The sequence below is a fragment of the Blastocatellia bacterium genome, assembly GCA_016713405.1.
Lineage (GTDB): Bacteria > Acidobacteriota > Blastocatellia > Chloracidobacteriales > JADJPF01 > JADJPF01.
The window spans coordinates 164,699-187,688 of record JADJPF010000003.1 but is presented as its reverse complement, the minus strand read 5'-3'; the positions used below and the strand labels follow the sequence as shown (position 1 = coordinate 187,688).

Genomic DNA, 22,990 nt, shown 5'->3' with positions numbered 1-22,990 from the left:
ATCTGCCGAAATATTTATTTTTAAATCTTAGGGTTTTTCTTAATTTAAAAACTTAAAGGAAAAATATCAATGAATTCAGATAATATTAACAATTCTCGTAGAAATTTTCTTACAAACCTATCTTTAATAACTACAGCTAGTTTACTTACTAATCCAGTTGATTTATTAGCTTTACCAACTAAAACAACTGGAAAATCTCCAAAACCTATAAGCTCAACAATAAATCTTAAATTGCCTACAGATTCTAATTGTGAAATTACTGCTATTGGTCGTAGTAAAGTAGAAGTCAGGTTTCCTTATGGCAAAGGCTACTTAAAACCAGGTAGAAACATTTTTAAGGATGAAGACGAACTTATTAACTACTTGTCAGAAGCTTTTTTAATGGAAAAAGACGAAAGTTCTGGTATGCGTGGAACCGTAAGATGTGTTTCTTCTTATGAAAGAATTGATGAAAACGGAAAATCTATTTTTAGTTTTGAAGATCCTATTCTTGACTTAATCACGGATGCAGACGGGATTTTAACAATTGCTGGTACTCGTATTAATGCAAAAGAGATTGTGCTAGCAAATGATAGAGAATCTTTATCTATTAATAAAGCAGAAGTAAGCAAAACAGTGATTGACAATAAGTTAAGCAAGATCGTTTCCAAAGCGTCTTTTACTACAAATGCTGCAATGCAAACTATTCCTTCCCAAATATCCATTCCATCTGCTGGGGCATTACCAAGAATAACGTTTAAAGCATATATAGACATAGTTGGTAGTGTTTGGAGAGCAGGAGCTAATATTAGAACTAAACGTAAAGACTTTACTAATGCTTCTATTACAGGTCATTATGCTTTAGATCCTTTTACTTGTTTTGAAGTAAAAACAGATTTTGATAGTGACACAACAGATAACTTTTTGAATGAATTTGAGTTTGGTGTAAATAGTACGCCTGCATCTGGAGTTCTTTCAGAATGTACAGCTTTATGGAATGGCATGAATTTAAGAGAAACTGTAGCTAAAGGTTGTTTTGTTAACCAGGGCTTTTGATCATGCTTACAAGAAACTTCAATTTATTTGCCAAAAATCTGCTTTAAAAACCCATTAGCATTAGCTTACAAAATATTAGTAAAAATTAAAATAAGTTAATCAAATAAAACTAAAAGAGCTAAATATCTCTTGCCTTTATTATTTAGACAAATTATTTAGATAAATTTCTTGCTTTTGAAGAGAGGATTTTTAACCTTTTATAAAATTAGAAAAACTTTTAATTTTAAGATTTATGCTTTTCTTAATTCTTAAATAGGGTTAAAAAATAAGGTTTTTTCGTAAGCTTTAGACAGGATTAGCTGAGTTGCATAATTAGCTATTAACATAATATTTTTTAGGCTATTGTATGCAATTAACCTAACTAACCTAGCTTTATCCACCTACCTGCTTGGAGGCAAGAAATGTTCAAAAATCTATTTCGGACAAAAAACCTAGATGTGTTAATAGCTCAAGCTCAAGACTCTGAAAAAGGGCTAAAAAAAGCTTTAGGAGCATTTGACTTAGTGTTATTAGGCATAGGGGCGATTATTGGAACAGGTATTTTTGCTACTGTTGGCACGGCTGCTTTAGGCGACTCAGAAAGATTGGGTGCAGGGCCTGCTTTAATGATTTCCTTTGTAATTACTTGTGTAGCCTGTGCTTTTACCGCGCTTTGTTATGCTGAATTTGCAGCAATGGTTCCTATTTCTGGTAGTGCTTATACTTATTCTTATGCCACGCTTGGAGAAATGATAGCTTGGATTATAGGTTGGGACTTAATTATTGAATATGCTGTTGGTAATGTTGCGGTAGCAATAAGTTGGGCCGGTTATTTTAAGGAACTCCTAAGGGGGTTAGGTGTTGATATCCCTATTTGGTTGTCTACTAATTACACTTCCGTTTTTGTACTGCCTGATCCAGCTAATCAGGAAAAATATCAAGCTGCTTTAGCCTTTAAGCAACAAGTTTTAGCTGCTGCTCCAAACATTGGTGGAATACCGATAATTTTTAATTTACCTGCTGTTTTTATTGTGCTTGCCATTACTGCTATTTTAGTAGTAGGGATTAAAGAAAGTGTTGGATTTAATACCTTAATGGTAGTAATTAAAATAATAATTTTGCTGTTTTTTATTTTTGTAGGGGCTTTTTATATTAAGCCAGAAAATTGGCAACCTTTTGCACCTAATGGAATGTCTGGAATTTTAGCAGGTGCCTCGGTTATCTTCTTTGCTTACATAGGTTTTGATGCTGTCTCGACGGTAGCAGAAGAAACGAAAAACCCTAAACGAGATATGCCTATAGGGATTATTGGCTCGCTTATAGTATGCACTATTTTCTATATTGTTGTTGCTGCTGTACTTACAGGAATGATTCCTTATCAAAAACTAGCGGAAGGTGCTGCTGAACCATTAGCTATAGCATTAAAATATAATGGCTTAAATGTTGCTGCTGGAATCGTCGCTTTTGGTGCAGTAGTAGCAAATACAGCAGTATTGCTAGTTTTTCAATTAGGACAACCAAGAATTTTCTTTTCTATGGGACGTGATGGACTACTTCCACCAGTTTTTTCTCGTATCCATCCAAAGTTTAAGACTCCACATGTCACCACAATTTTAACAGGTATTGCGGTTGCTGCTACTGCTGGCGTATCTAGTATTGAAGCGATGGTAGATTTAACTAATATTGGGACTTTGTTTGCTTTTATTCTAGTTTGTGTAGGAATTATTATTTTAAGGGTAAAGGATCCTAATCGAGAACGACCTTTTAAAGTACCATTTGGAATTGTAATTCCAGTATTAGGTATTCTTTCTTGTTTATTGCTAATTTATTATTTACCTCCAACTTCTATAAAACGTTTTATTGTTTGGTTGGCTGCTGGACTTATTATTTATTTCTTATATGGTGCAAGACATTCAACCTTAAATAAAGAAAACCAAAGTTCAACTTAAGCAAGAAACATATGCTAAGTAATATAAATTATGGATTTATAGATAAATCGGGAAAACAAGTAATAGATTTCCTTTATGAAGGAGGAGGAAGTTTTGGACAAGGCATTGTAAGTGTTAGAAATAATGGGCTTTGGGGTTATATAGATAAAGTTGGAAATTTAGTAATCCCTCACCAATTTAATAATGGAGCAGGTGCATTTTCTGAAGACTTGGCTTGTGTAGGAATAAATGGAAAATGGGGTTATATAAATCAAAAAGCAGAAATGATTATAGAACCTGAGTTTGATAATGCTGGTGGATTTGTTGAAGGATTGGCACGAGTAAGAACTAATGGAAAATGGAGCTATATAGATAAAAATGGTAACAATGTAATCCGAGAGCAATTTGAATGGGTAGATGATTTTTCCCAAGGACTAGCAGCAGTACGAATTAATAAAAATAAATGTGGTTTTATAAATAAGCAGGGAGAAATTGTAATTAAAGCTCAATATGATTGGGCATCCAGGTTTTTTGAAGGATTAGCAGGAGTAGCGATTAATAATAAGTTTGGCTACATTGATATGACAGGCAAATATGTAATAGAACCTCAATTTGATTGTGGGTGGGCATTTTCTGAAGGTCTAGCAGGTGTAGGGATTAAAGGTAAGTGGGGCTATATCAATTATTTAGGGGAAATGGTTATTACTCCACAATTTGAATTTGGCTGGACTTTTTCCGATGGTTTAGCTGGGGTTAGGTTTGCTAAAAATGACTGGGGTTATATTGATAAAACCGGACAAGTAATTTTTCGCTCACAATATGACTGGGTAAATGCTTTCTCAGAAGGTCTAGCACTAGTTGGAATAAATTCTCAAGGCTGGATATGTTAAATATTTAGTTACGACTTGTGCTAGTTAACCAAAAGCTAATTAACGATAGAAGAAATGTGCAAAACAGGTTGAGCAAGTAATAAGTTAAGATAATTAGCGAGATTAAAAGCAGTGATTTTAGAAACTAAATTAGTGAGAAAGCCGCTAATGGAACGAACATGAGTAGAAGCAGCATTTATAGAACTAGTAAAAACACTAATAAAAGTTTCAATAATTTTTCTTCCTTTACTGACCAATTCATTACAAGCAGAAAGAAGTAAAGCAGAATCTTTGGTAATGATACAAATGTAATGCTGAATAGAAATTCAGTACATTTTGCTCACTACTCTTTGATGCTTTAATTGGTAGCTTATTGATGATGCTTTTTGAATAGAAATTACGCGTCATCTTATAGCAGTTAAAAAGGCTCATTGCCTTAATTATATAATAAAGGAAGATGATAGTTATGTTAATATCGAGTTGTTTTAACAAGTTAAAGTACATACTGACGGGATTATTTGTTGCAGTTATTTTGCTCTTTAGCAGTAATAGTGCCTTTGCCCAGTCAGAGTTTGACCCAGAGAAAGAGTTTTTTGGCGGTGCAAAAGTCTTATCAATTAATGGTAATATTGTGCAATGTGAGCTAGATCTCACTACTGATATCTCGATTGCTAATGTAAAACGCACAATCGAAGTTGGTGACTTGCTTTATAGCAATGGGCAACTTATCTCAAATACCAACTTTAAATCATTACTTCAAGCTGAAACCGTTACCGTAGTAAAGACACGTGATGTCAGATTTTCAGGTAATATTAGTGGTGTCAGTGCTGCTGGATTTAATATTTTGGGTCAGCCAGTAGTAATCAATGATAAGACAGAGATTCGTGGTGCAACCACTTTATTAGATGGACAGGCTGCTATTATCTGGGCTGAATTTAAGGATGGTGTTTTCACGGCATATGAAGTTTCTGTGCTAGAAAAAGCACCTGATCTAGAGATGGCTGTTCTGAGCCGGATAACCAATATCGAAGGTACAAGATTGTCGCTTATTGGCGATTTTAGTGTGACTGTTACTCAAGAGCAGCTACAAGCTCTCCAAAAGACTTTTGTTGACGTTGGCTCCCCTATTAGTGTAGTGCTGAATCAGCCATTGAAAAGCAAGAAGATCAAAAAACGCCAGATATTAAATGTGTTTGAAACAAATGGTGCTACCTTTGGCAAAACGATTGGTGGTCAGCCACAAGCAATTGATTTCGCAAATAGATCTATAACTATTAACAACTTGACGCTAACAGTACCTCTAGGAACTTCAATACCTTTAATTACTAATGACGGCTTGAAGTTTCTTAAATTCTCAGATATTAATCTGAATGACTATGATTTTGTAGTAGCTGAGTATGTGGAGAGTAACAATACTACTTATATGACAGGTCTACATTTTAACAAAAAGCCCTAATCTATATAACTAATGTGTATTACATTTCTTGATAATACGTAAAAAGTAATGCTGAAGAATAATTCATTTTTGCCAAAACTGAATTTATATTCAGCATTACTTTTTAGCACTACCATATATCACAGTATTTACATTACACAAGCATTGCTAATTTTTTAACAACCAAACTAATTCCTTTGCGGCACATTGTCCTTTTAATCCACCAGTAATATCAGTAGTTGCTAGAAGAGTTAGAGCATACTTATCTTTGTAGTGTTGATTTAGTTCTTCCTTATTAATTGAAAAAGGAGGGCCTTCCATTAAATTTTGGTTGTACTCATAGCAAATTAGTAATTGAGGTACTTTACCAGTAATTTCAATTAAGTGTGTTGTGTAGCAACTGCGTGTTTTCTCAGGCAATGCTACCAAAGCGGCTCTATCATAAACAGCATCAACTTTACCAAGCATATTACTAGACAAATCAAATATATCACCAACAAAGATGTCTATATTTTTTGCGCTATAGTGAGCCATTTCACCAACTGCTGATATTTTTGGTTCTACATCTAGCTCAGTAAATAGCTGCTCAATAGCTGTTTTGCTTAATTCAGCCCCGACAACCCTATAACCATTGAAAAGTAACCAAGAAATATCAAGAGTCTTACCACACAATGGCAAAAACACGCGACTGTTCTTTTCTAAAGAAAGCTCATTGAAATATTTAACTAGTAATGGATTGGCTTCAGGTTGGTGAAATGCAATCTCGTTTTTTTCCCATTTTTGCTGCCAATAACTTGCTTCCATAATTTATAACTCCTTTTTATTTTTCAACTAGCACAAATCGTTTAGTTAAATGATAATTGCTTTTCGTCTTACTTTTAGAACAACTATTTTAGTTGAATGATTAAAAGGGCTAGGATCTACAAGCGGCGAATTGACTTTAGTTTGCTCATAACCAATAAAATTTTCTGGTACAGGTATTAATGTTTCAATTGATAAATAGCCGTCCATACAAAGTTTTTCTAAAGAACTAAAATAATCTGCACCACTAACAAACAACGCATTATTTACTACAATCAAATAACCATCATTGTTAATTAAGGGACGTACTTTGTTAATAATTCGATAACTTTCATTAACAAGATCAACTTTTCCTTTGTTGGTAATAGCAAAAAAAGGTGGATCAACAATAACAGCATCAAAAGTCTTGCCAATACGCTTAAAATGGCTAATTTGAGTCCAAAAATCACCAGCAAGAAAATCACTTTTATTTATTGGAAAACCATTAAGAGTATAAGAAGTTTTTGCAACGTTAAGAAACTTACGGTTAAGATCTAGGTGTATAACTTGACTTGCACCACTAGCTTTAGCTGCAACTCCAAGGCTTCCAGTATAAGCAAATGTATTTAAGACAGATTTATTAGCAAGATTATCAAGAATCCAAGCACGTAAATTATAAGTATCAAGATAAAAACTTGTGTCACGATTTAAGAGTAAGTCTATTGAATACCAAACTTTATGCTCACGTATACGGTTATTTGGCTTTTCTCCTAAAAAAATAATACCATTTTTGGCCGCTAAATCGTTAGAATTACGAGTCTTTAAGATTATAGACTGTAGCCAAGGAAATTCCTTTGTTAAATATTGGCAAATAATTGTTAGCAATGTTGCTAGTTGTTCAGGAGGATTAGCATAGTTGTGAATTACAATTGTAGAAGCATAAATATCAATAACTAAATTAGTAAAACCTTCAAAAAAACCATTAAACAAACGAAAAGCGTTTTCATTGGGACTACCAAATAGTTCCAATCGTGCTGTAATAGCATTTCTAAGAAAAGATATAATTTGATCGTTACTCATTTAGTTAACCCAAAAAAGGAAATTTTTCCTGAAAATTTTCTGAACGTCGCGCAACTTTTTTGATTGTTGTGCCGATTATTCTGAGTGAATAGTCATTCAGTTGACTATTTCGGTTATGGATAATGGATTAGACACATAAAAGTGTCGTTGTGCGGCCCAGAAAGGTTTCCGGGCCTTCTGTTTTTTAAAGGCAAAATTTTTAAACTCACCTTAATTTATCCTTTTAATTTCTTAATCTTCAAAATCCACAGAAGCAACATGAGCAGAAATTGAGCGTCCAAAAGCGGCTACGGCCATATGTTCAGAATGAATTGTATAAGCTTCAAGTGCTGCACGATCCTTATAAATTGCTACTAGTCCAGTATGATAAGAGCGTTCTAGGTGTAAAATATCTGCTCCAACATTGAAGCTTTTTATATCAACTTCAGGCATAAAGTCAGGTAATTTTCTTAATTTATTGCGATGTTCTTGGCGAGTTTCTTCGTCAATATCATCTCGGTATTTCCAAATAACAATGTGAGTTAGCATAAAGTTTATATCCTATGAAGTAATATTTTAAGCAATATTTTTATCAACAATATCTAAATTATTTGTGTCTTTAATTTCTGTAGTTGTTTGGTTATTATCTGGGAAGAATTTTTGCATTTCTGGGCTAATTTTTAAGTAATTAATTTTGAAAAGTAAAAAGCATCCTAATAAAAGTATTATGGTTGTAATTAAGCCACCTTCCGGGCCATAATTGCCACCTGTTAACCAGGTTTTTCCTAAATCTTGAGAGCTTAAAAAAGAATATTTTGAAAGCTCCATAATTCCACTAACAGGAAGTCCATAAATTGCACCTAAAGTAAAATTCCAGCCTAAATGTAGTCCTGTTGCTAGCCATAAACTACGAGTCTTAAAGTAAGCAATTGATAGCCAAACACCTGCTAAAAGCGTGTTAGCTGTAGAAAAAAATGTAGGATTAGGATTACCTAAATGTACAATCGCAAAAAGGCCAGACAATACAAGTGTTGCATATATGGGAGATAAATGACTTGCTAAAACCTGTAGTGGATAACCTCGAAACATAACTTCTTCAAAAAAGGCTGCAACAAACATCATAAGAAACATTAGTAATATGCCTAGTAAAGAAAACTTTGCTAGTGCTAAAGTGTAACTTGTTCCACCTACTAAAAATTGTAATAAAGCTATTAGTGATACCATAGCAAAACTAATTAAACATCCTAGTAGATAATCTTTAAAGTAATTTGTATGTGAAGAAAAGCCTAGGGATTTAATATTACGATTAGTAAATAAATGAATACAGACTATAGAAACTAAGATAACGCTTATTAATGAGGTTAAGCGAAATCCAAGTTGTTTTATTACCCAAAACAAATTAGAGATATAGCTTTCTTCTTGGGTTATGGGTAAAAGATAATTTAGTAGGCCATTTGTCGGCCAAAAAATAATTTCCGACACAATAGATGTGAGTATCAGAAAAGCTAACACTTGTAAAACAGCATTTGTTTCTTTTTTGTTACTAGAGAGAGAGTTATTATTCATAATATTTTAAGATTGCTAAATAATAACATTTAGCAAGTATTTTTGGTTACTAGTCAAGGAGTTTTTCTCTAAATGAGACTCAGACCCTCATAGACACTTAAATAAACTGATGATACAATCGCCAAACTTAAATATGTTAACAAGCACTCCAATACCCCAACTATCAACCCTAGAAATTTATTCGCTTATTAAACCTGATTTAGATCGGGTTGAAGATATGTTTACCCAGTTGATTAATAGTGATGTGCAATTAATGATGCACATTGGACAATACTTGCAAAAAACAGGTGGTAAACGTGTCCGTCCAGCCTTGCTTTTACTTACTGCACAAGCCCTAGGATCAAAAGTTACGGAAAATATTGTACGTATGGCTACAGTGATGGAGTTTTTACATACAGCTACTTTAGTTCATGATGATATTATTGATGATGCTGATATTAGACGAGGTAGCCCATCAGTAAAAGCAGAATGGGGAAATGATATTGCTGTTTTAGCTGGCGATTGGCTTTATATGTCAGCTTTTGAAATTACCTTAAAGGAACGCTGTTTTGAAATTTTAGATATTCTTACTCGAGTTACTCGCCTTATGACAGAAGGCGAATTAATTCAACTGATGCAGCGAGGACGAGTAGAGATTACAGAAAAAGAGTATTTAGATATTGTTTGCCGAAAAACGGCTTATTTAATTAGTGCTTGTTGTGAAATAGGTGCAATTTTGGCTGGGGCTACCCCCAAACAACAAGAAATAATGCGCACTTTTGGACTAAAAATTGGCATTGCTTTTCAATTGGCCGACGATCTATTAGATTTTACTTCTACAGATGAAAAATTAGGTAAACCTGCTGCCAGTGATTTATTAGAAGGAAAGTTAACTTTACCGGTTATTTACCTACGTGAACAAGCAGATAGCAGTGTACTAGAAAAAATATGTAGAGTTGTTGAAGAGCAAGACTATATATCTGTTGATAGAGATGAGATTATTAATTTAGTAGAAAGTCATGGGGCTTTATCACGCTCTCGCCTAGAATTGCTACGTTATGCTCAGGAAGCACAAGCCTTGCTTATAGACTTACCAGAAAATGCTTATAAACAAGCACTAGTTAGTATTTCTAAATTTATTATTAATCGAGAAAATTAATTTTAGATAGATAATTTTTTCACCTAAAAATTTTAAGGCAAACTCTATGCGTGCAATGATTTTAGCTGCTGGATTTGGTACTAGGTTATGGCCCTTAACCATAGATCGTACTAAGCCGGCTGTACCTTTTCTAAACCTACCTTTAATTTGTTACTCTGTTGAATACCTAAAACGCTTTGGTATTAAAGAGATAATTGTTAATTTACATCATCAAGGTGATTCAGTTCGTCAAGCTCTAGGGACAGGTGAAAAGTTTGGAGTCAAGATTTTTTATAGCGAGGAAACAGAAATACTTGGCACTTCTGGAGCCTTAGATCACGCACGCCATTTATTAGAAAATGATACTTTTATTGTAATGAATGGAAAAGTTATTACAGATATTGATTTAGCCTCTGCAATTGAAACACACCGTAGCCGTAAAGCTTTGGCAACACTTGTCTTAAAGGAAAATCGTCAAAGAGAGAGATTTTCAAATGTTTTGCTTGATAAAAATGGAAATATAGAAAAGTTTGGGCCTTTTCCTGATCCTAAAGACAAAGAAAATATTCCTTTGATGTTTACAGGAATACAAATACTTGAAAAAGAAATATTTAACTATATCCCACAAAAACAGTTTTCTCATTCCACTACAGATGTTTACCCTAAAGCAATTAAAGAAGGAAAAATTGTTGCGGCACATATTAGTAATGGTGGTTGGTATGAACTAAGCACTTTAGCTAGGTATTTAGACATTAGTTTAGAGTTTTTATACAAAGAAGGAAAAAATCTAGTTTATGGAGCAGGCACAACAATAGCGGAAAGCGCGAGAGTAACAAACTCAATACTTTGGCAAGATATCAAAATAGAAGCTAATGCAACTTTACACCAAGTAATTGTTACAGATGATGTTACTATTCCTGCTAATAGTAAGTTAGAACGTGTAGTAGTTGTTCGTCGGGATCGTTGCGAGACAATAGAGCGTGGTGAGATAGTAGGCGAAAATGTGATTGTGCCTATTTAATCACAATGAAGGGTTGTAAAAGAGTTTTTAAGAAATCAGAAATTAGCTAACCTAGCTAATTTCTGATTTTTAGATATTTTATTGATTTAGCTTAAAGCTACGAGCAATCGCATCAGATTCATGGCGAAGAGGTGCAAAAATCTTTCGATTGCCTGTAAATCTAAGTACCCAAAGAGTTTGATTAGAAGTTGTTAAGTAGTAATTTCGCCCTTTTTTAGGTTGTCCAGCAGCGGTAAAATCAAATTCAAATAGTTTTCCTCGTAGGTTTCCACCAGAAAAAGGCTCTATATTATTGTAAACATAGCCAGGACGAAACCGCAGATTTTGATCTATTTCGCTTTGAATATGGGTTTCTAAACTAGTATTTGTAGAAATAGTTTCTTGGTTAACTTTAAGTAGTCCAAAAGCTCTATCCCGATAAATTATATCTACTCTTGTATTACCAGAGCCATCTTGATAAGAAACTGCCCGCCAATTTTTAGGCAGTTCTAGCTGGTATTTACCTTCTGGATCTTGATAAGTTGTTGTTTCTTGACCTGAAATTCCTTGAGGTAAAAAAGTCAATAATGATCCAAAAATTAATAAAAAAAAGCTAAGTAAAAAATATCTTCTATTTCTTAGTGAGAACATAGCTACATCTCTTTTATAGATAAATATTTAGTAAAAAATTAATGTAAATTTCCTAGAATTTGTCTTTGAGCAGTTATAAGCTGCTCTATTCCCTGGCTAGCTACTTTAACCATTTCTACCATTTGTTCTTGTGTAAATGGGTTTGTTTCTGCTGTACCTTGGATTTCAATAAACCGACCTGAGCCAGTGCGAACAATATTCATATCTACTTCAGCGCGAGAATCTTCTTGATAATCTAAGTCTAGTAAGACTTTATTTCCAACAATACCAACACTAACAGCCGCAACATAATCACGAACAGGAACATAATCAATTTTCTTTTGATCTTTAAGTTTTCTTAGAGCAAGTACTAGAGCAACAAATGCCCCTGTAATAGAAGCTGTACGAGTTCCACCGTCGGCTTGGATGACATCGCAATCTAAAAAGATGGTTCGCTCGCCAAGCTTTTCCATTTCTACTACGGCTCTTAGACTACGACCTATTAGCCTTTGAATTTCATGAGTACGACCTGAAGGGCCGCTTCGTACTTCCCGGTTAGTACGTGTTTCTGTAGAACGTGGGAGCATACCATATTCTGCTGTCACCCACCCAACACCTTTATTTTTTAAGTGGGGTGGTACACGTTCTTCTATGCTAGCAGTACAAAGTACCCTAGTATCTCCAAACTCTACTAAAGTAGAGCCTTCAGCATGTTTAGTAAAATTGGGGATTAATTTTACTTGTCTTAAGGAAGATAATGCTCGGTTATTGGAACGAGCAAGAGTAATATTATTTTTGTCCATGTACTTAATATTGTTCACCTTTGAAAGTTTACCAATTTGGATCAGTTTTAGCTTCTGCGTTTGCTTCCCATATGTCTACAGCTATTAAGTTTTCTAAAGGTTTACCTAAAAAAAGCTCTGCAATTCTACAAAAACGCTTTCCAGAATCGGTAACATAAAAAATATCTGTTGCTTTATTTTCTAAATCAGTTTCTTCAGACTTATTAAGCAATGTTGTTACTTCTTTTGCAACACATTCTCCAGAATCAATTAAGTTTACATGACTACCAACTACAGATTGAATTACATTTTTTAGAAGTGGGTAATGTGTGCAACCAAGAACTAAAGTATCTATTTCCATTTCTTGTAAAGGTGCTAGATATTCGCTTGCAATAAGCCTAGTCGCGCTATGATTATGCCAGCCTTCCTCAGCTAGCGCAACAAATAGGGGACAAGCTTTAGCGTAGACAGACACATTAGGATTAATAGCTTCTATTGCTTTTGTATAAGCTCCACTTTCTACGGTTGCTTCTGTTGCTATTACACCAATACGACCATTTTTACTTGTTCTTACAGCTTCTCTTGCACCTGGTTCAATTACTCCTAAAATCGGTATAGGAAAACTTTCTTTTAATAACTCCATTGCAATTGATGAGATGGTATTACAAGCAATTATAAGCATTTTAATATTTTGTCTAGAAAGAAAAGCTGCGTCTTGATAAGCATAGCGGCGTACTGTTGCAGGTGAACGTGTTCCATAAGGAATGCGGGCCGTATCCCCAAGATAAATAATACTTTCTTTGGGAAGGTTTGCACGAATTGATTTATAAACCGTTAGCCCCCCAATACCAGAATCAAAAACACCTATTGATTTTTCGATCATTAAAATTTGCCTTTGTTAATTAATTATCAAATGTTTTAACAAAAATAATTTTCTCAAAAACTCTTTAATAAAACAATTAAGCGCGAAAGGTTTTGGATTTCGCGCTTAATTAGAAAAATATTAAATTGTTAAAAAAAAGTCTTTAGCACTTAGAAATGTCACTTATTACTAAAACTTTTCCTGTGTTTGTTGCTGGTTCAGGTGCTGCTCCTCTTTGACTACGGATATAGAATACAGCAAAAACTGCTAGAGCTATTAATAATACAATTACAACGATTGTGGTAAGTGTTCGGCTACTACTACCAGCATATTCAACTTCTTCTGATTCTTGTGCTGAAGCAGAAGAATTAGATGAAGCAGAAGAATTGTTAGATGAAGCTGCTGATGGTTGTATTGCAGCAGGCTCATCAGAAGTAGGTTCAGCAGAAGGTGCTTCCATTGCCATTTGTGCAAGCATTTGGGGTGTAATAGCTTGCATATTAAGCATAGTTGCTTGTACTTCTTGGGTTTCTACCACATCTACCCGATCCCGCTCACGTACTTTTGCTACTACATCTTCTTCAGGTTTTAGAGTTTCATCATCACCAAAAATAAGCTGTGAAGGATCAACTTCATCTGGCAAGCTAGAATCACGAATAACAAACTCGCCTTTTGAAGGATCTTCTGGAACAGGAGACTCTAAACCTTCTCCGTCAACTTTAGCAATTAATACTGTGATATTATCTTCGCCACCACGATCATTAGCTAACTTTATCAAAGCATCACAGGAAGCTTGAAGATCTCCATTTGAGTCTTGGATAATTTTTAGCATTTCTATGCCTTTAACCTTACCAGAAAGGCCATCAGAGCATAGTAATAAGGTATCACCTTGTTTTAAGCTAATACGATCCACTATAACGTTAACGCGAGGTTGGGCACCTAAAGCTTGAAGGATGACATTTTTATAGGTATGTTGTTCTGCTTCTTCTTCTGTAATGTGGCCTGCTTCAACTAATTGGCTAACTAAAGATTGATCTTTAGTTACTTGAGATATTTTGTTATTACGTACTAAGTAGCAGCGTGAGTCACCTACTTGAGCAAAGTAGGCCATATGACCTTCTATGCCAGCAGCAGTAAAGGTTGCTCCCATTCCTGTATATTCAACATTGTTTTGACTCTCGCTGTGAATGATATAGTTAGCTTGCTCAACCGCTAAGCGCAATCTTTCAGGAAAGGCAAAATGTGAAAAACTAGGGGTTGCTTGAAATTGCAGCATCCGATCGCGTACAGAGCTAACAGCTAATTGACTAGCCACCTCACCTGCAAGGGCACCGCCCATACCATCGGAAACGGCAATAACAGAACCATAGTGGCCTTGGTTAAAGCCTAATAAGCGTTGTGGTGGGGAATTGGCATTTTCGACTGTCCAAGTATCGGACGAGCTTAAGTCCACCACCAGGAAATTGTCCTCATTTCCGTGGCGAACCATACCAATATTTGTTTGAGCATACAAAGATATATTAATATTGGAATTTTGTGTCATAGAGTCAAAATTATGTGCTTATCTTAAGTTAGAATAATGAAACTTGGTCTTAAATATTAGGGACTACTTATTTGCCGGATTATATTAAAAATACTCTACACTTACCAGCATAAAAACAATTAATACCAGATAAATTTGCATCTATTTTTTTAACAGATAGATTCTAATAGAGTTAGATAAATGACAATGCTTGATCGATATCTAAAATAATATCTTCTACATTCTCAATTCCAACAGAAATTCTTACTAATCCATCACTAATCCCTAATCTTTCGCGCTCCATTGCAGGTACACTAGCATGAGTCATTTTAGCAGGATGACAAACTAAAGTTTCTATGCCTCCAAGAGATTCTGCTAATAAACAGAGCTTAACGCTTTCTAAAAATCGGGTTGCATTTTCATAAGATCCTGTCTCAAAAGAGATCATTGATCCAAAACCAGACATTTGCTTACAAGCTAAACTATATTGTGGATGATCAGGTAAGCCAGGATAAAATACTTTTTTTACCTTTGGATGTTCAACTAAAAAAGAAGCTACCTGACGACCGTTTTCATCGTGTTGGCGCATACGTACAGCTAATGTCTTTGTTCCACGAAGTATTAACCAAGCGTCAAAAGGACTTAGGATAGCTCCAGCAGCATTTTGGAGAAAAGCGATTTTATCGGCTGTTTCTTTATCTTTTAGTATTACTACTCCTCCAACGCTATCACTATGCCCATTAAGAAATTTAGTAGTAGAATGTACAACAATATCTGCACCTAGTGCTAATGGTTGTTGAAAATAAGGACTCATAAAAGTGTTATCTACAACTAATTTAACCCCACGACTACTAGCAAGTTCTGCTATGGCTTTGATATCTGTCAAACTCATAATAGGGTTGGTAGGGGTTTCAATAAAAATCATTTTGGTATTAACCCTTAGGGCTGCTTCTACCTTATCTAAATCTGAGGTGTTGACATAACTAAACTGTAACCCAAAATTCTTTAATACCTTGTCAAATAAACGAAATGTTCCTCCATAAGTAGTATCAGAAACAATGCAGTGATCTCCTGCTGCAAACAAAGAAGCAATAACATTTATTGCTGCCATGCCTGAAGCAAAGCCATAACCGGCGATTCCACCTTCTAATGCTGCTAAGTTTTTTTCTAATGCTAGCCTTGTTGGGTTTTGTGTACGAGCATATTCAAAACCTTTATGTTTTCCTACGCCTTCTTGAGCATAAGTTGAGGTTTGATAAATTGGTGTAATTACTGCTCCTGTAGCTGGATCAGGCTCTTGACCCGCATGAATTGCTGTTGTATCAAACCCCATAGTAACTCCTAAAATAATTTGCTACCAAATTAAGCTAAATTTAGCAAGTAAAACAAATAAGTATATTTTAAGTTAATCAAAAATCCCTTTGCTCATGTAGCGTTCTGCTCCATCGGCAAACACAGTTACTACATTTTTGTCTGAGCTAAAGCGTTTTGCTATTTCAAAAGCAGCAAAAGCATTTGCTCCTGAAGAGCTACCGCAAAGAACACCTGTTTCAAAAGCAAGCTTTTTGACCATAGCAAATGCGTCATCATCCATTACTTGAAAAATTTCATCACAAACTTCACGGTCAAAATTAGCTGGAATAAAGCTTGCTCCAATACCTTCTACTCTATGAGGGCCGGCCTTACCTCCACCTAAAACAGAACCTTGGGTTTCAACAGCTACACAATAGGTTTTAGGGTTTTTTTCCTTAAAATAGCGTGCTATTCCAGTAAATGTTCCTGCTGAACCACAGCCAATTACTACTGCATCAATTTGTCCATTTAACTGTTGATCAATTTCTTTTGCTGTAGTTTTATAGTGAAAATGAGGGTTTGCTGGATTTTCAAATTGTTGTGGAGCAAATGAATTAGGGATTTCTTTAGTAAGTTCACGAGCTTTTTCAATAGCTGCTTTCATACCTGCTTCGTGTGGAGTGTAAATAATTTCTCCTCCTAAAGCAGAAATAACAATCATTTTTTCTCGGCTATAACCTTCAGGGACGCATAGAATCACACGATAACCTCGTGCGCGTCCAATTAATGCTAGTCCAACACCTGTATTACCTGCTGTTGGTTCAATTATTGTTGAACCTGGGCCTATTAAACCTCGCTCTTCAGCGTCCAAAATTAAACCTAACGCCGCACGATCCTTAATACTTCCGCCAGGGTTTAGGTATTCTAACTTAGCGTATACATTAGCTGTTTCGGGAGATTGTAGCCTTTTTAAGTGTAATAGTGGTGTTTGACCAATTATATCTAAAATGCTCTCTACGGCTTTCAAACCCATTATTTTTCCCCTAAAAGATTAAGGCTTGTGGCAGCCTTATCTGACTTCGATGATATAACATAAAACTTAAAAGTGTCAATTTGCTCCTACCTATAACTATTAATGTCTAATTAGACTTAGAGCTAAAACTAATTTCTAATTAATTGAAAACTAAGAATATTACTTAATACCTAATAGTTTTTATTCAATAATATTACTTGTGGAAAATAAAGTAGATTTTAACTCTATCCGAAAATTATTTTCAAATTCTATATCCCATAGCTTTTGAAATTGATTAAGCAAATTTGTTCTACGCTCACTAAAGTAATTGCTTAATTCTGTTAACCCTAAATAAAGTTCTTGTTGCAAAGGAATAGTTATTTTTTTTAGGTATTTTTTTAGTAACTCAATCATTACATCACAGTCATGAAGGTCGCCTAATAATTCTTGAATTTCTTTAAGTGTTTTTAAGTAGTTAGTTAATAGCTGGTTAAAACATATTTCATAAAATTCTAAACTATAGCGAAGTTTCTTAGCTGCAATACGTAATTGGTGTAGACTTTCGCTGGAAAAATTTCCTTTAGGAGCATGGAGATAGAAATTTTTTAAGGTGTCTAAGAAGATTTTCTTTTCATTTTTCGTTTTTTTTGTTTCTTTATATTTGTTTTGAGTAATGCTATCAAAAAACGTTAAAAACTTTCTTTCAAATTCTTTATGGGCTAGTTTTTCTAAATACTTAAATAACTTGTCTCTATGTTTTAATCGCTCACTTTGCCATTGAGAAACTAAATAACTTATAGTTAAGGTTGTACTAGGCTTTTTTTCTAGGCATTTACTATGTTTTTCTAGCAGTTCAATTAAAACGTCTAAATCTCTGACTTTGCCAAGTTTACGGGCTAAAGTGCGAGTTTTTTGAGAGAGTCGGAAAAATTTCTTTTGATTAAAATAATGGCTAAAAGTGGTCATTGCTGCCCAAAGCCTACGCAAAGATACTCGCATATTGTGTATTACTTCAATATCTTCACTAGTTCTTACTAAATCCTGATAAGAAAAGGCTTCTCGAAATTTAGTAATAATAATTAGTCTTGCACATTCTTTAAGCGGTTGATTTTCTACAAGTCCAATAATTTCCCAAGCTTTCGCCATTAAATTTACTCCCACAGCAAGCTAATTTTCGTCAAGTGTAATAGCATTATGTGTAAAGTCAACATACTGCTACTAGCTAAAGCGGAATCTTAGAAAAAGATGTTTGAATTGTAAGGCTATAGTGTAGGTGAGATTTAAAAACACAAACCCAAAATAACCAAAGTTATTTTAGGTTTGTATTAAAGCAAATAAATTAAATTTTTAGTTTGGTGTATTGCCTAGAGAATTAGGATTAACAGCATTATTAATAAATAACCTAACATCAACGCGGCGGTTTTCTGCTCGCTCATCTTTAGAACGGGTTTCTTCTGTAAGTTTACCTAAACCAACAATAGCCATCTTAAAAGTAGGAATTTCATGTTGTTTAGCTAGATAACGTTTTACAGATTCGGCACGCTCATCACTAAGGCGATCATTAAGTGCTGTGCTACCACGAGAATCAGTAAAGCCCTGTATTTCAAGAGTATAGCCTTGATGGTTTTTGGCTTCAGATGCAATTCTATCAAGTTCTGCCTTAGCTTCATCTGTTAAAATAGCACTACTAGACTTAAATTTCACAGAGACAGTAGTTAATAAAGTAAACTTATCTAAATTGCTACGTAGCGTTTCTACGTTTTGATTTACTTCTTCTGCTCGGGTTGCAGCTTGATCAGCGGCAGTTTTAGCAACTAGAGCTTGTTGATTAGCAGCATCGGCTGTTTCTTGGGCGCGAACTGCTTTAGCATCAACACCAGCAATTTCTTTGCTTAAGCGTTCGTCCAAAGCTGTAAGGTCTTGGGTGTTACGGCGTACAGTTTCTTCTAACTCTTGGGTACGGCCTTCTAACGGGGTGACACGTTCATTTACTGTCTGACGGACATACTTTTTGGTGGCGCAGCCACTACCAACAAAGGTAAAAATACATAGTGAAGCCAAAATAAGGATTGGCAATCGCTGTTTAATAGTCATAACAGTTCCCTCAAATATAAATTATTTAACTTTAGAAAATTGCGGATCGTTTGATGCTTTAACTGTGCAAAATGTGAGCTAATTCTAAGTCAAAATCTTAAAAGGTGCAAGCATAGCCTTAATAAGATTTTGACTTAAATATAACAAAAAATTTATTAGTTAAAATTCCTTAGTTAACTATCAATTTTGATATGAAGCTCTTTTAATTGTTCTAAAGAAACTTCACTTGGAGAATTAGTCATTAAACAAGATGCACTTGCTGTTTTAGGAAATGCTATTACTTCCCTGATAGAAGTTTCACCAGCTAAAAGTGCTACTAAGCGATCTAGCCCTAAAGCAATACCTCCGTGTGGAGGTGTGCCATAAGCAAGAGCATCAAGGAAAAATCCAAAACGACGGCGAGCTTCTTCATCAGAAAAACCTAGGATACGGAAAATATTTTTCTGTACATCTGGCCGATGAATACGAATTGAGCCGCCGCCAAGCTCTACGCCGTTAAGCACCAGGTCATAAGCTTTAGCTAAAGCTTCGCCAATTTTAGAATCTTCAGGATTTAATTTGTCCAAGTCTTCTTCTCTTGGAGAAGTAAAAGGATGGTGCATTGCATACCAGCGTTTATCTTCTGCATGGTATTCAAACATTGGAAACTCTGTCACCCAAAGGAAATTCCATTTTGAGTTATCAATTAAACCTTCACGTTTAGCTAGTTCTAATCGTAGTCCACCAAGTGCGGCTGCTACTAAATCCATATTGCCAGCAATAATACATACTAAATCGCCGTTTTTGGCTTCGGCTGATGTAGCCATTGCACGAAGTCGATCTTCACCAAGATTTTTTAATAGTGGGGAAGTAAGTTCGCCTGTTTCGCTAAGTTTAATCCAAGCTAACCCCGACGCTTTATATTTTTCTCTAACAAAAGCTGTAAGATTATCTAGTTGGTTACGTCCATACTTAGCACCACCACCTAAGACAATACCCTTAATCCAACCATCTTTTTCTAGGATTTGAACAAAAGGAGCAAATCCGCTTTCCATTATTTGGGCAGAAAAGTCTACAAATTCCATTGCAAAACGTGTATCAGGTTTATCTGAGCCAAAGCGAGACATTGCTTCCTTGTAGCTTAAACGTGGAAATGGTCTTGGAACTTCAATTCCTTGCAGCGCGAAGACTTCAACAATCATTGGTTCAATTACATTAAACACGTCTTCTGGTTGGACAAAAGACATTTCCATATCTATTTGAGTAAATTCTGGTTGTCTATCGGCTCTTAAGTCTTCATCACGAAAACAACGAGCAACTTGATAGTAACGGTCATAACCAGAAATCATCAAAATTTGCTTAAATAATTGTGGTGATTGGGGTAGCGCGTAAAATTCACCTGCATTTAGTCGGCTAGGGACTAAGTAATCTCTCGCGCCTTCAGGCGTAGACTTAGTTAAAATTGGGGTTTCAATTTCAAAAAAGCCTTCTTTATCTAAGTAATTTCTAACTGTTGTAGTGATGCGATGGCGCAGACGCAAATTGTCTTGCATCTTTTGTCGTCTTAAATCAATGTAGCGGAATTCTAAACGGGTATCTTCAGAGGGAACAATATTAGAATTAATTTCAAATGGTGGGGTTTTAGACTCGTTAAAGATACTAAGTTCTTCCCCTACAACCTCTACTTCACCAGTGCTTATATTTGCATTAACTGTATCTGAAGAGCGTTTAATTACCTTGCCACGTACAGCGCAAACATATTCAGAGCGCAAACGTTTGGCTTTAGCGTGTGCTTCGGCAAAGAGTTCCTCATTAAAAACTACTTGTGTAACACCTTCACGGTCACGCAAATCAATAAAGGTTAAAGGCCCAAAGTCACGTCGGGCATTAACCCAACCCATTAATATTACTTCTTGACCTACATGCTCTACTCTTAATTCACCTACGCGGTGAGTTCTTTTTAACGTTGCTAAGTTGTCTAACATAACTTTCCTACATATTAAAGATTAACTAATTTAACTTAATTTTTTAACTTTTCCAAAAGCTCTGCTTCTGTAAGCTCAAATTGCTCGCGGCTAACCATATCTCGCAAAACAAATTTAGCTTTGGCTAGCTCTTCTTCGCCAATAATCAGCGCATAACGAGCCTTTGAGCGATCTGCTAATTTCATGGAGTTTTTCAAGTTGCGACCTTCAAAATCTAATGCACAACTAATGCCAGCTTGACGTAAACTTTTAGCTAAAAGTAGCGCAAAATCAAAAGCTTCTTTCCCTAAATGAGCTATAAAAACTGTTGGAGTGCTAGGATCTGGCACTGTTTCGGGTAAAGAGATTACAAAGCGATCTAACCCTAGTGCAAAACCAAAGCCTTTAGTTGGAGGCCCGCCAAGAGTTTCTGATAGCCCATCATAACGGCCACCACCAAGCAGCGCGTTTTGTGAACCAAGGTTTTCATTAGTTGTAACAATTTCAAAAGCTGTGCGGGTGTAATAATCTAGCCCACGTACTAATTTAGGATCAACTTGATATTTAAGTTGGCGAGCATCTAAATAACTGCAAAACTCGGAGAAGTGGGTTTGGCATTCTTGGCAAAGCAGATCTTGAATTGAAGGCAGTTGAGCAACAATTTCTGCATCTCGTTTGCAATCTAAAACCCGCAAAATATTTGTTTCAAATCGGCGGTTACAATCCCCACACATTTCAGCTAGTTTTGGCGCGAGTTCTTCTTTTAATCTTTCATTAAATAATGGGCGGCATTTTGGACAACCAACAGAGTTGACTAATAAAGAAGTATTTTCAATTTTTAGTTCTTGTAAAATCCAAGCTAGCATTTCAATAACTTCTGCTTCAATTGCTGGATGGTCGCTTTTTCCTATAACTTCTACGCCTATTTGATAAAACTGACGGAAACGACCTTTTCGGCCATGTTCCCGGCGAAATTGTGGCCCAACATAAAATAATTTTGCTAAATCGCTTTGAACCCACATTTGATGCTGGATATAAGCACGAATCACAGATGCGGTATTTTCTGGGCGAAGCGTTAAACTTGCTCCTGCTCCAGGAGTGTTATTTTCTCCTAAATCCCGCCAAGTGTACATTTCCTTAGAAACAATGTCGGTTTCTTCGCCAACTCCACGAGCAAAAAGTTCGGTGTATTCAAAAATTGGTGTGCGGATTTCTTGAAATCCATAGCGGCGAAAAGCTTCACGAGCAACATTTTCCACATATTGAAATTTATGTGAATGTGCCGAAGTGTCTGTAGTAAAATCTTTAGGTAAAATGTCGCGGGTATGTTTAACTGTTTTAATTTGTTTTTGTTTACTCATTACAGTTTAAGTTCCAAATAATCGTTTTTCAGGTCAACATAATGTTGCCAATTTTCTTTCATTCTTGCTAATTCTTCTTCTGTTAGTTCGCGTTTAACTTTAGCAGGCATTCCAGCAACTAAAGTTCGTGGAGGGACTTTCATTCCCATAGGAACTAGACTTCCAGCAGCAACTAGGGCCTGTTCGCCTATTTCACAGTTATCTAGCAGGATAGACCCCATGCCAATCAATGCACCATCTTTAATTGTGCAACCATGTGCAACTACATTATGACCCATAATTACACCATCGCCAATAATTGTAGCAAAAGTATCTGTAGTAACATGAATTACAGAACCATCTTGAATGTTAGTGTTTTTGCCTATGCGAATATAATAAACATCGCCACGAATTACACTATTAAACCAAACGCTGCTATGCTCGCCAATTTCTACATCGCCTATGACTACGGCATTTGGTGCAATAAATACAGTAGGGTCAATTTTTGGCGTTTTTCCTTTATAAGAAATGATATGAGCAGACATAAGAATTCCCTAATAAATTAATCTGATTTGCAAGTGCTTGTATTTGCGAAGTTTCACAGAATAGCACAGCTATTTATTGACTGACAATTAGTTAGACCAGATCTAAAGGCCATCTATATAAGCTTGCCGCGTAGCGGCAATTGAAGATAGACTACCCATTTATGGGTAGGATAAATTTTTATTTAGAAGGGAAAACCCT

21 protein-coding genes are annotated in these 22,990 nt (G+C 35.4%); 6 read left to right on the top strand and 15 right to left on the bottom strand.

Annotated features, from left to right (window positions below; all coding sequences use genetic code 11):
- The first annotated feature begins 69 nt into the window (after positions 1-69).
- The 4 genes from IPK14_04105 to IPK14_04090 all read left to right on the top strand — a co-directional run bounded on the left by IPK14_04105 (position 70) and on the right by IPK14_04090 (position 5,267).
- Positions 70-1,035, top strand: coding sequence for a hypothetical protein (locus tag IPK14_04105; protein MBK7992608.1), 966 nt, complete (start codon positions 70-72; stop codon positions 1,033-1,035).
- A gap of 401 nt (positions 1,036-1,436) precedes the next feature.
- Entirely contained in the window at positions 1,437-2,963 is a 1,527-nt protein-coding gene (locus tag IPK14_04100) for an amino acid permease (protein ID MBK7992607.1), read from the top strand.
- Positions 2,964-2,974: 11 nt separating this feature from the next.
- Positions 2,975-3,832: a WG repeat-containing protein gene (locus IPK14_04095; protein ID MBK7992606.1), complete on the top strand. Its 858-nt coding sequence runs from the start codon at positions 2,975-2,977 to the stop codon at positions 3,830-3,832.
- A gap of 445 nt (positions 3,833-4,277) precedes the next feature.
- The gene (locus IPK14_04090; protein ID MBK7992605.1) at positions 4,278-5,267 is read left to right on the top strand and encodes a hypothetical protein; all 990 of its coding nucleotides are present in this window, start codon (positions 4,278-4,280) and stop codon (positions 5,265-5,267) included.
- A gap of 147 nt (positions 5,268-5,414) precedes the next feature.
- Here IPK14_04090 and tmpT read toward each other — a convergent pair whose 3' ends face one another.
- The 4 genes from tmpT to IPK14_04070 form a co-directional block, all read right to left on the bottom strand.
- A complete protein-coding gene (gene tmpT / locus IPK14_04085; protein MBK7992604.1) occupies positions 5,415-6,050 on the bottom strand; it encodes a thiopurine S-methyltransferase in 636 nt (211 codons plus the stop codon).
- A gap of 45 nt (positions 6,051-6,095) precedes the next feature.
- On the bottom strand, positions 6,096-7,106 hold the full coding sequence (locus IPK14_04080) for a class I SAM-dependent methyltransferase (protein MBK7992603.1): 1,011 nt from the start codon (positions 7,104-7,106) through the stop codon (positions 6,096-6,098).
- Positions 7,107-7,337: 231 nt separating this feature from the next.
- Positions 7,338-7,634, bottom strand: coding sequence for a Dabb family protein (locus IPK14_04075; GenBank protein ID MBK7992602.1), 297 nt, complete (start codon positions 7,632-7,634; stop codon positions 7,338-7,340).
- A gap of 27 nt (positions 7,635-7,661) precedes the next feature.
- On the bottom strand, positions 7,662-8,651 hold the full coding sequence (locus IPK14_04070) for a CPBP family intramembrane metalloprotease (protein ID MBK7992601.1): 990 nt from the start codon (positions 8,649-8,651) through the stop codon (positions 7,662-7,664).
- Between the two features lie 109 nt (positions 8,652-8,760).
- On the opposite strand from IPK14_04070, the gene IPK14_04065 reads away from it, so the two are divergent.
- Both IPK14_04065 and IPK14_04060 read left to right on the top strand, forming a co-directional pair.
- The gene (locus IPK14_04065) at positions 8,761-9,789 is read left to right on the top strand and encodes a polyprenyl synthetase family protein (GenBank protein ID MBK7992600.1); all 1,029 of its coding nucleotides are present in this window, start codon (positions 8,761-8,763) and stop codon (positions 9,787-9,789) included.
- Positions 9,790-9,835: 46 nt separating this feature from the next.
- Positions 9,836-10,789: an NTP transferase domain-containing protein gene (locus tag IPK14_04060; protein ID MBK7992599.1), complete on the top strand. Its 954-nt coding sequence runs from the start codon at positions 9,836-9,838 to the stop codon at positions 10,787-10,789.
- Between the two features lie 78 nt (positions 10,790-10,867).
- Here the strand turns inward: IPK14_04060 and IPK14_04055 are convergent, their stop codons facing one another.
- The 11 genes from IPK14_04055 to IPK14_04005 all read right to left on the bottom strand — a co-directional run bounded on the left by IPK14_04055 (position 10,868) and on the right by IPK14_04005 (position 22,791).
- Positions 10,868-11,419: a hypothetical protein gene (locus tag IPK14_04055; GenBank protein ID MBK7992598.1), complete on the bottom strand. Its 552-nt coding sequence runs from the start codon at positions 11,417-11,419 to the stop codon at positions 10,868-10,870.
- A gap of 38 nt (positions 11,420-11,457) precedes the next feature.
- The gene (gene rph, locus IPK14_04050; protein ID MBK7992597.1) at positions 11,458-12,201 is read right to left on the bottom strand and encodes a ribonuclease PH; all 744 of its coding nucleotides are present in this window, start codon (positions 12,199-12,201) and stop codon (positions 11,458-11,460) included.
- 28 nt (positions 12,202-12,229) lie between these two features.
- The gene (locus tag IPK14_04045; GenBank protein ID MBK7992596.1) at positions 12,230-13,063 is read right to left on the bottom strand and encodes a glutamate racemase; all 834 of its coding nucleotides are present in this window, start codon (positions 13,061-13,063) and stop codon (positions 12,230-12,232) included.
- A gap of 142 nt (positions 13,064-13,205) precedes the next feature.
- Complete coding sequence (locus IPK14_04040) at positions 13,206-14,585, bottom strand: serine/threonine-protein phosphatase (protein MBK7992595.1); 1,380 nt, start codon at positions 14,583-14,585, stop codon at positions 13,206-13,208.
- Positions 14,586-14,757: 172 nt separating this feature from the next.
- On the bottom strand, positions 14,758-15,897 hold the full coding sequence (locus IPK14_04035) for a cystathionine gamma-synthase (GenBank protein MBK7992594.1): 1,140 nt from the start codon (positions 15,895-15,897) through the stop codon (positions 14,758-14,760).
- A gap of 72 nt (positions 15,898-15,969) precedes the next feature.
- Entirely contained in the window at positions 15,970-16,890 is a 921-nt protein-coding gene (cysK, locus tag IPK14_04030) for a cysteine synthase A (protein ID MBK7992593.1), read from the bottom strand.
- A gap of 180 nt (positions 16,891-17,070) precedes the next feature.
- Positions 17,071-18,015: a CHAD domain-containing protein gene (locus IPK14_04025; GenBank protein ID MBK7992592.1), complete on the bottom strand. Its 945-nt coding sequence runs from the start codon at positions 18,013-18,015 to the stop codon at positions 17,071-17,073.
- A 201-nt stretch (positions 18,016-18,216) separates the two neighbouring features.
- A complete protein-coding gene (locus IPK14_04020) occupies positions 18,217-18,963 on the bottom strand; it encodes an OmpA family protein (protein ID MBK7992591.1) in 747 nt (248 codons plus the stop codon).
- A 173-nt stretch (positions 18,964-19,136) separates the two neighbouring features.
- Positions 19,137-20,927 (bottom strand): aspartate--tRNA ligase, encoded by a 1,791-nt coding sequence (gene aspS, locus IPK14_04015; GenBank protein MBK7992590.1) that lies wholly within the window; start codon positions 20,925-20,927, stop codon positions 19,137-19,139.
- Positions 20,928-20,962: 35 nt separating this feature from the next.
- A complete protein-coding gene (locus IPK14_04010) occupies positions 20,963-22,267 on the bottom strand; it encodes a histidine--tRNA ligase (GenBank protein MBK7992589.1) in 1,305 nt (434 codons plus the stop codon).
- Positions 22,267-22,791, bottom strand: a complete 525-nt coding sequence (locus IPK14_04005) for a gamma carbonic anhydrase family protein (GenBank protein MBK7992588.1) — start codon at positions 22,789-22,791, stop codon at positions 22,267-22,269. Before IPK14_04005 ends, IPK14_04010 begins: the two co-directional genes overlap by 1 nt.
- Between the last annotated feature and the right edge of the window lie 199 nt (positions 22,792-22,990).

Excerpts from the sequence above, each read along its gene's own strand:
- IPK14_04065 (MBK7992600.1), top strand. The coding sequence starts at position 8,761 with ATGATACAATCGCCAAACTTAAATATGTTAACAAGCACTCCAATACCC.
- rph (MBK7992597.1), bottom strand. The coding sequence starts at position 12,201 with ATGGACAAAAATAATATTACTCTTGCTCGTTCCAATAACCGAGCATTA.
- IPK14_04100 (MBK7992607.1), top strand. The coding sequence starts at position 1,437 with ATGTTCAAAAATCTATTTCGGACAAAAAACCTAGATGTGTTAATAGCT.
- IPK14_04025 (MBK7992592.1), bottom strand. The coding sequence starts at position 18,015 with ATGGCGAAAGCTTGGGAAATTATTGGACTTGTAGAAAATCAACCGCTT.
- IPK14_04105 (MBK7992608.1), top strand. The coding sequence starts at position 70 with ATGAATTCAGATAATATTAACAATTCTCGTAGAAATTTTCTTACAAAC.
- cysK (MBK7992593.1), bottom strand. The coding sequence starts at position 16,890 with ATGGGTTTGAAAGCCGTAGAGAGCATTTTAGATATAATTGGTCAAACA.
- IPK14_04060 (MBK7992599.1), top strand. The coding sequence starts at position 9,836 with ATGCGTGCAATGATTTTAGCTGCTGGATTTGGTACTAGGTTATGGCCC.
- IPK14_04080 (MBK7992603.1), bottom strand. The coding sequence starts at position 7,106 with ATGAGTAACGATCAAATTATATCTTTTCTTAGAAATGCTATTACAGCA.
- IPK14_04055 (MBK7992598.1), bottom strand. The coding sequence starts at position 11,419 with ATGTTCTCACTAAGAAATAGAAGATATTTTTTACTTAGCTTTTTTTTA.
- IPK14_04005 (MBK7992588.1), bottom strand. The coding sequence starts at position 22,791 with ATGTCTGCTCATATCATTTCTTATAAAGGAAAAACGCCAAAAATTGAC.
- IPK14_04035 (MBK7992594.1), bottom strand. The coding sequence starts at position 15,897 with ATGGGGTTTGATACAACAGCAATTCATGCGGGTCAAGAGCCTGATCCA.
- IPK14_04010 (MBK7992589.1), bottom strand. The coding sequence starts at position 22,267 with ATGAGTAAACAAAAACAAATTAAAACAGTTAAACATACCCGCGACATT.
- IPK14_04075 (MBK7992602.1), bottom strand. The coding sequence starts at position 7,634 with ATGCTAACTCACATTGTTATTTGGAAATACCGAGATGATATTGACGAA.
- IPK14_04020 (MBK7992591.1), bottom strand. The coding sequence starts at position 18,963 with ATGACTATTAAACAGCGATTGCCAATCCTTATTTTGGCTTCACTATGT.
- IPK14_04045 (MBK7992596.1), bottom strand. The coding sequence starts at position 13,063 with ATGATCGAAAAATCAATAGGTGTTTTTGATTCTGGTATTGGGGGGCTA.
- tmpT (MBK7992604.1), bottom strand. The coding sequence starts at position 6,050 with ATGGAAGCAAGTTATTGGCAGCAAAAATGGGAAAAAAACGAGATTGCA.
- IPK14_04090 (MBK7992605.1), top strand. The coding sequence starts at position 4,278 with ATGTTAATATCGAGTTGTTTTAACAAGTTAAAGTACATACTGACGGGA.
- aspS (MBK7992590.1), bottom strand. The coding sequence starts at position 20,927 with ATGTTAGACAACTTAGCAACGTTAAAAAGAACTCACCGCGTAGGTGAA.
- IPK14_04040 (MBK7992595.1), bottom strand. The coding sequence starts at position 14,585 with ATGACACAAAATTCCAATATTAATATATCTTTGTATGCTCAAACAAAT.
- IPK14_04070 (MBK7992601.1), bottom strand. The coding sequence starts at position 8,651 with ATGAATAATAACTCTCTCTCTAGTAACAAAAAAGAAACAAATGCTGTT.
- IPK14_04095 (MBK7992606.1), top strand. The coding sequence starts at position 2,975 with ATGCTAAGTAATATAAATTATGGATTTATAGATAAATCGGGAAAACAA.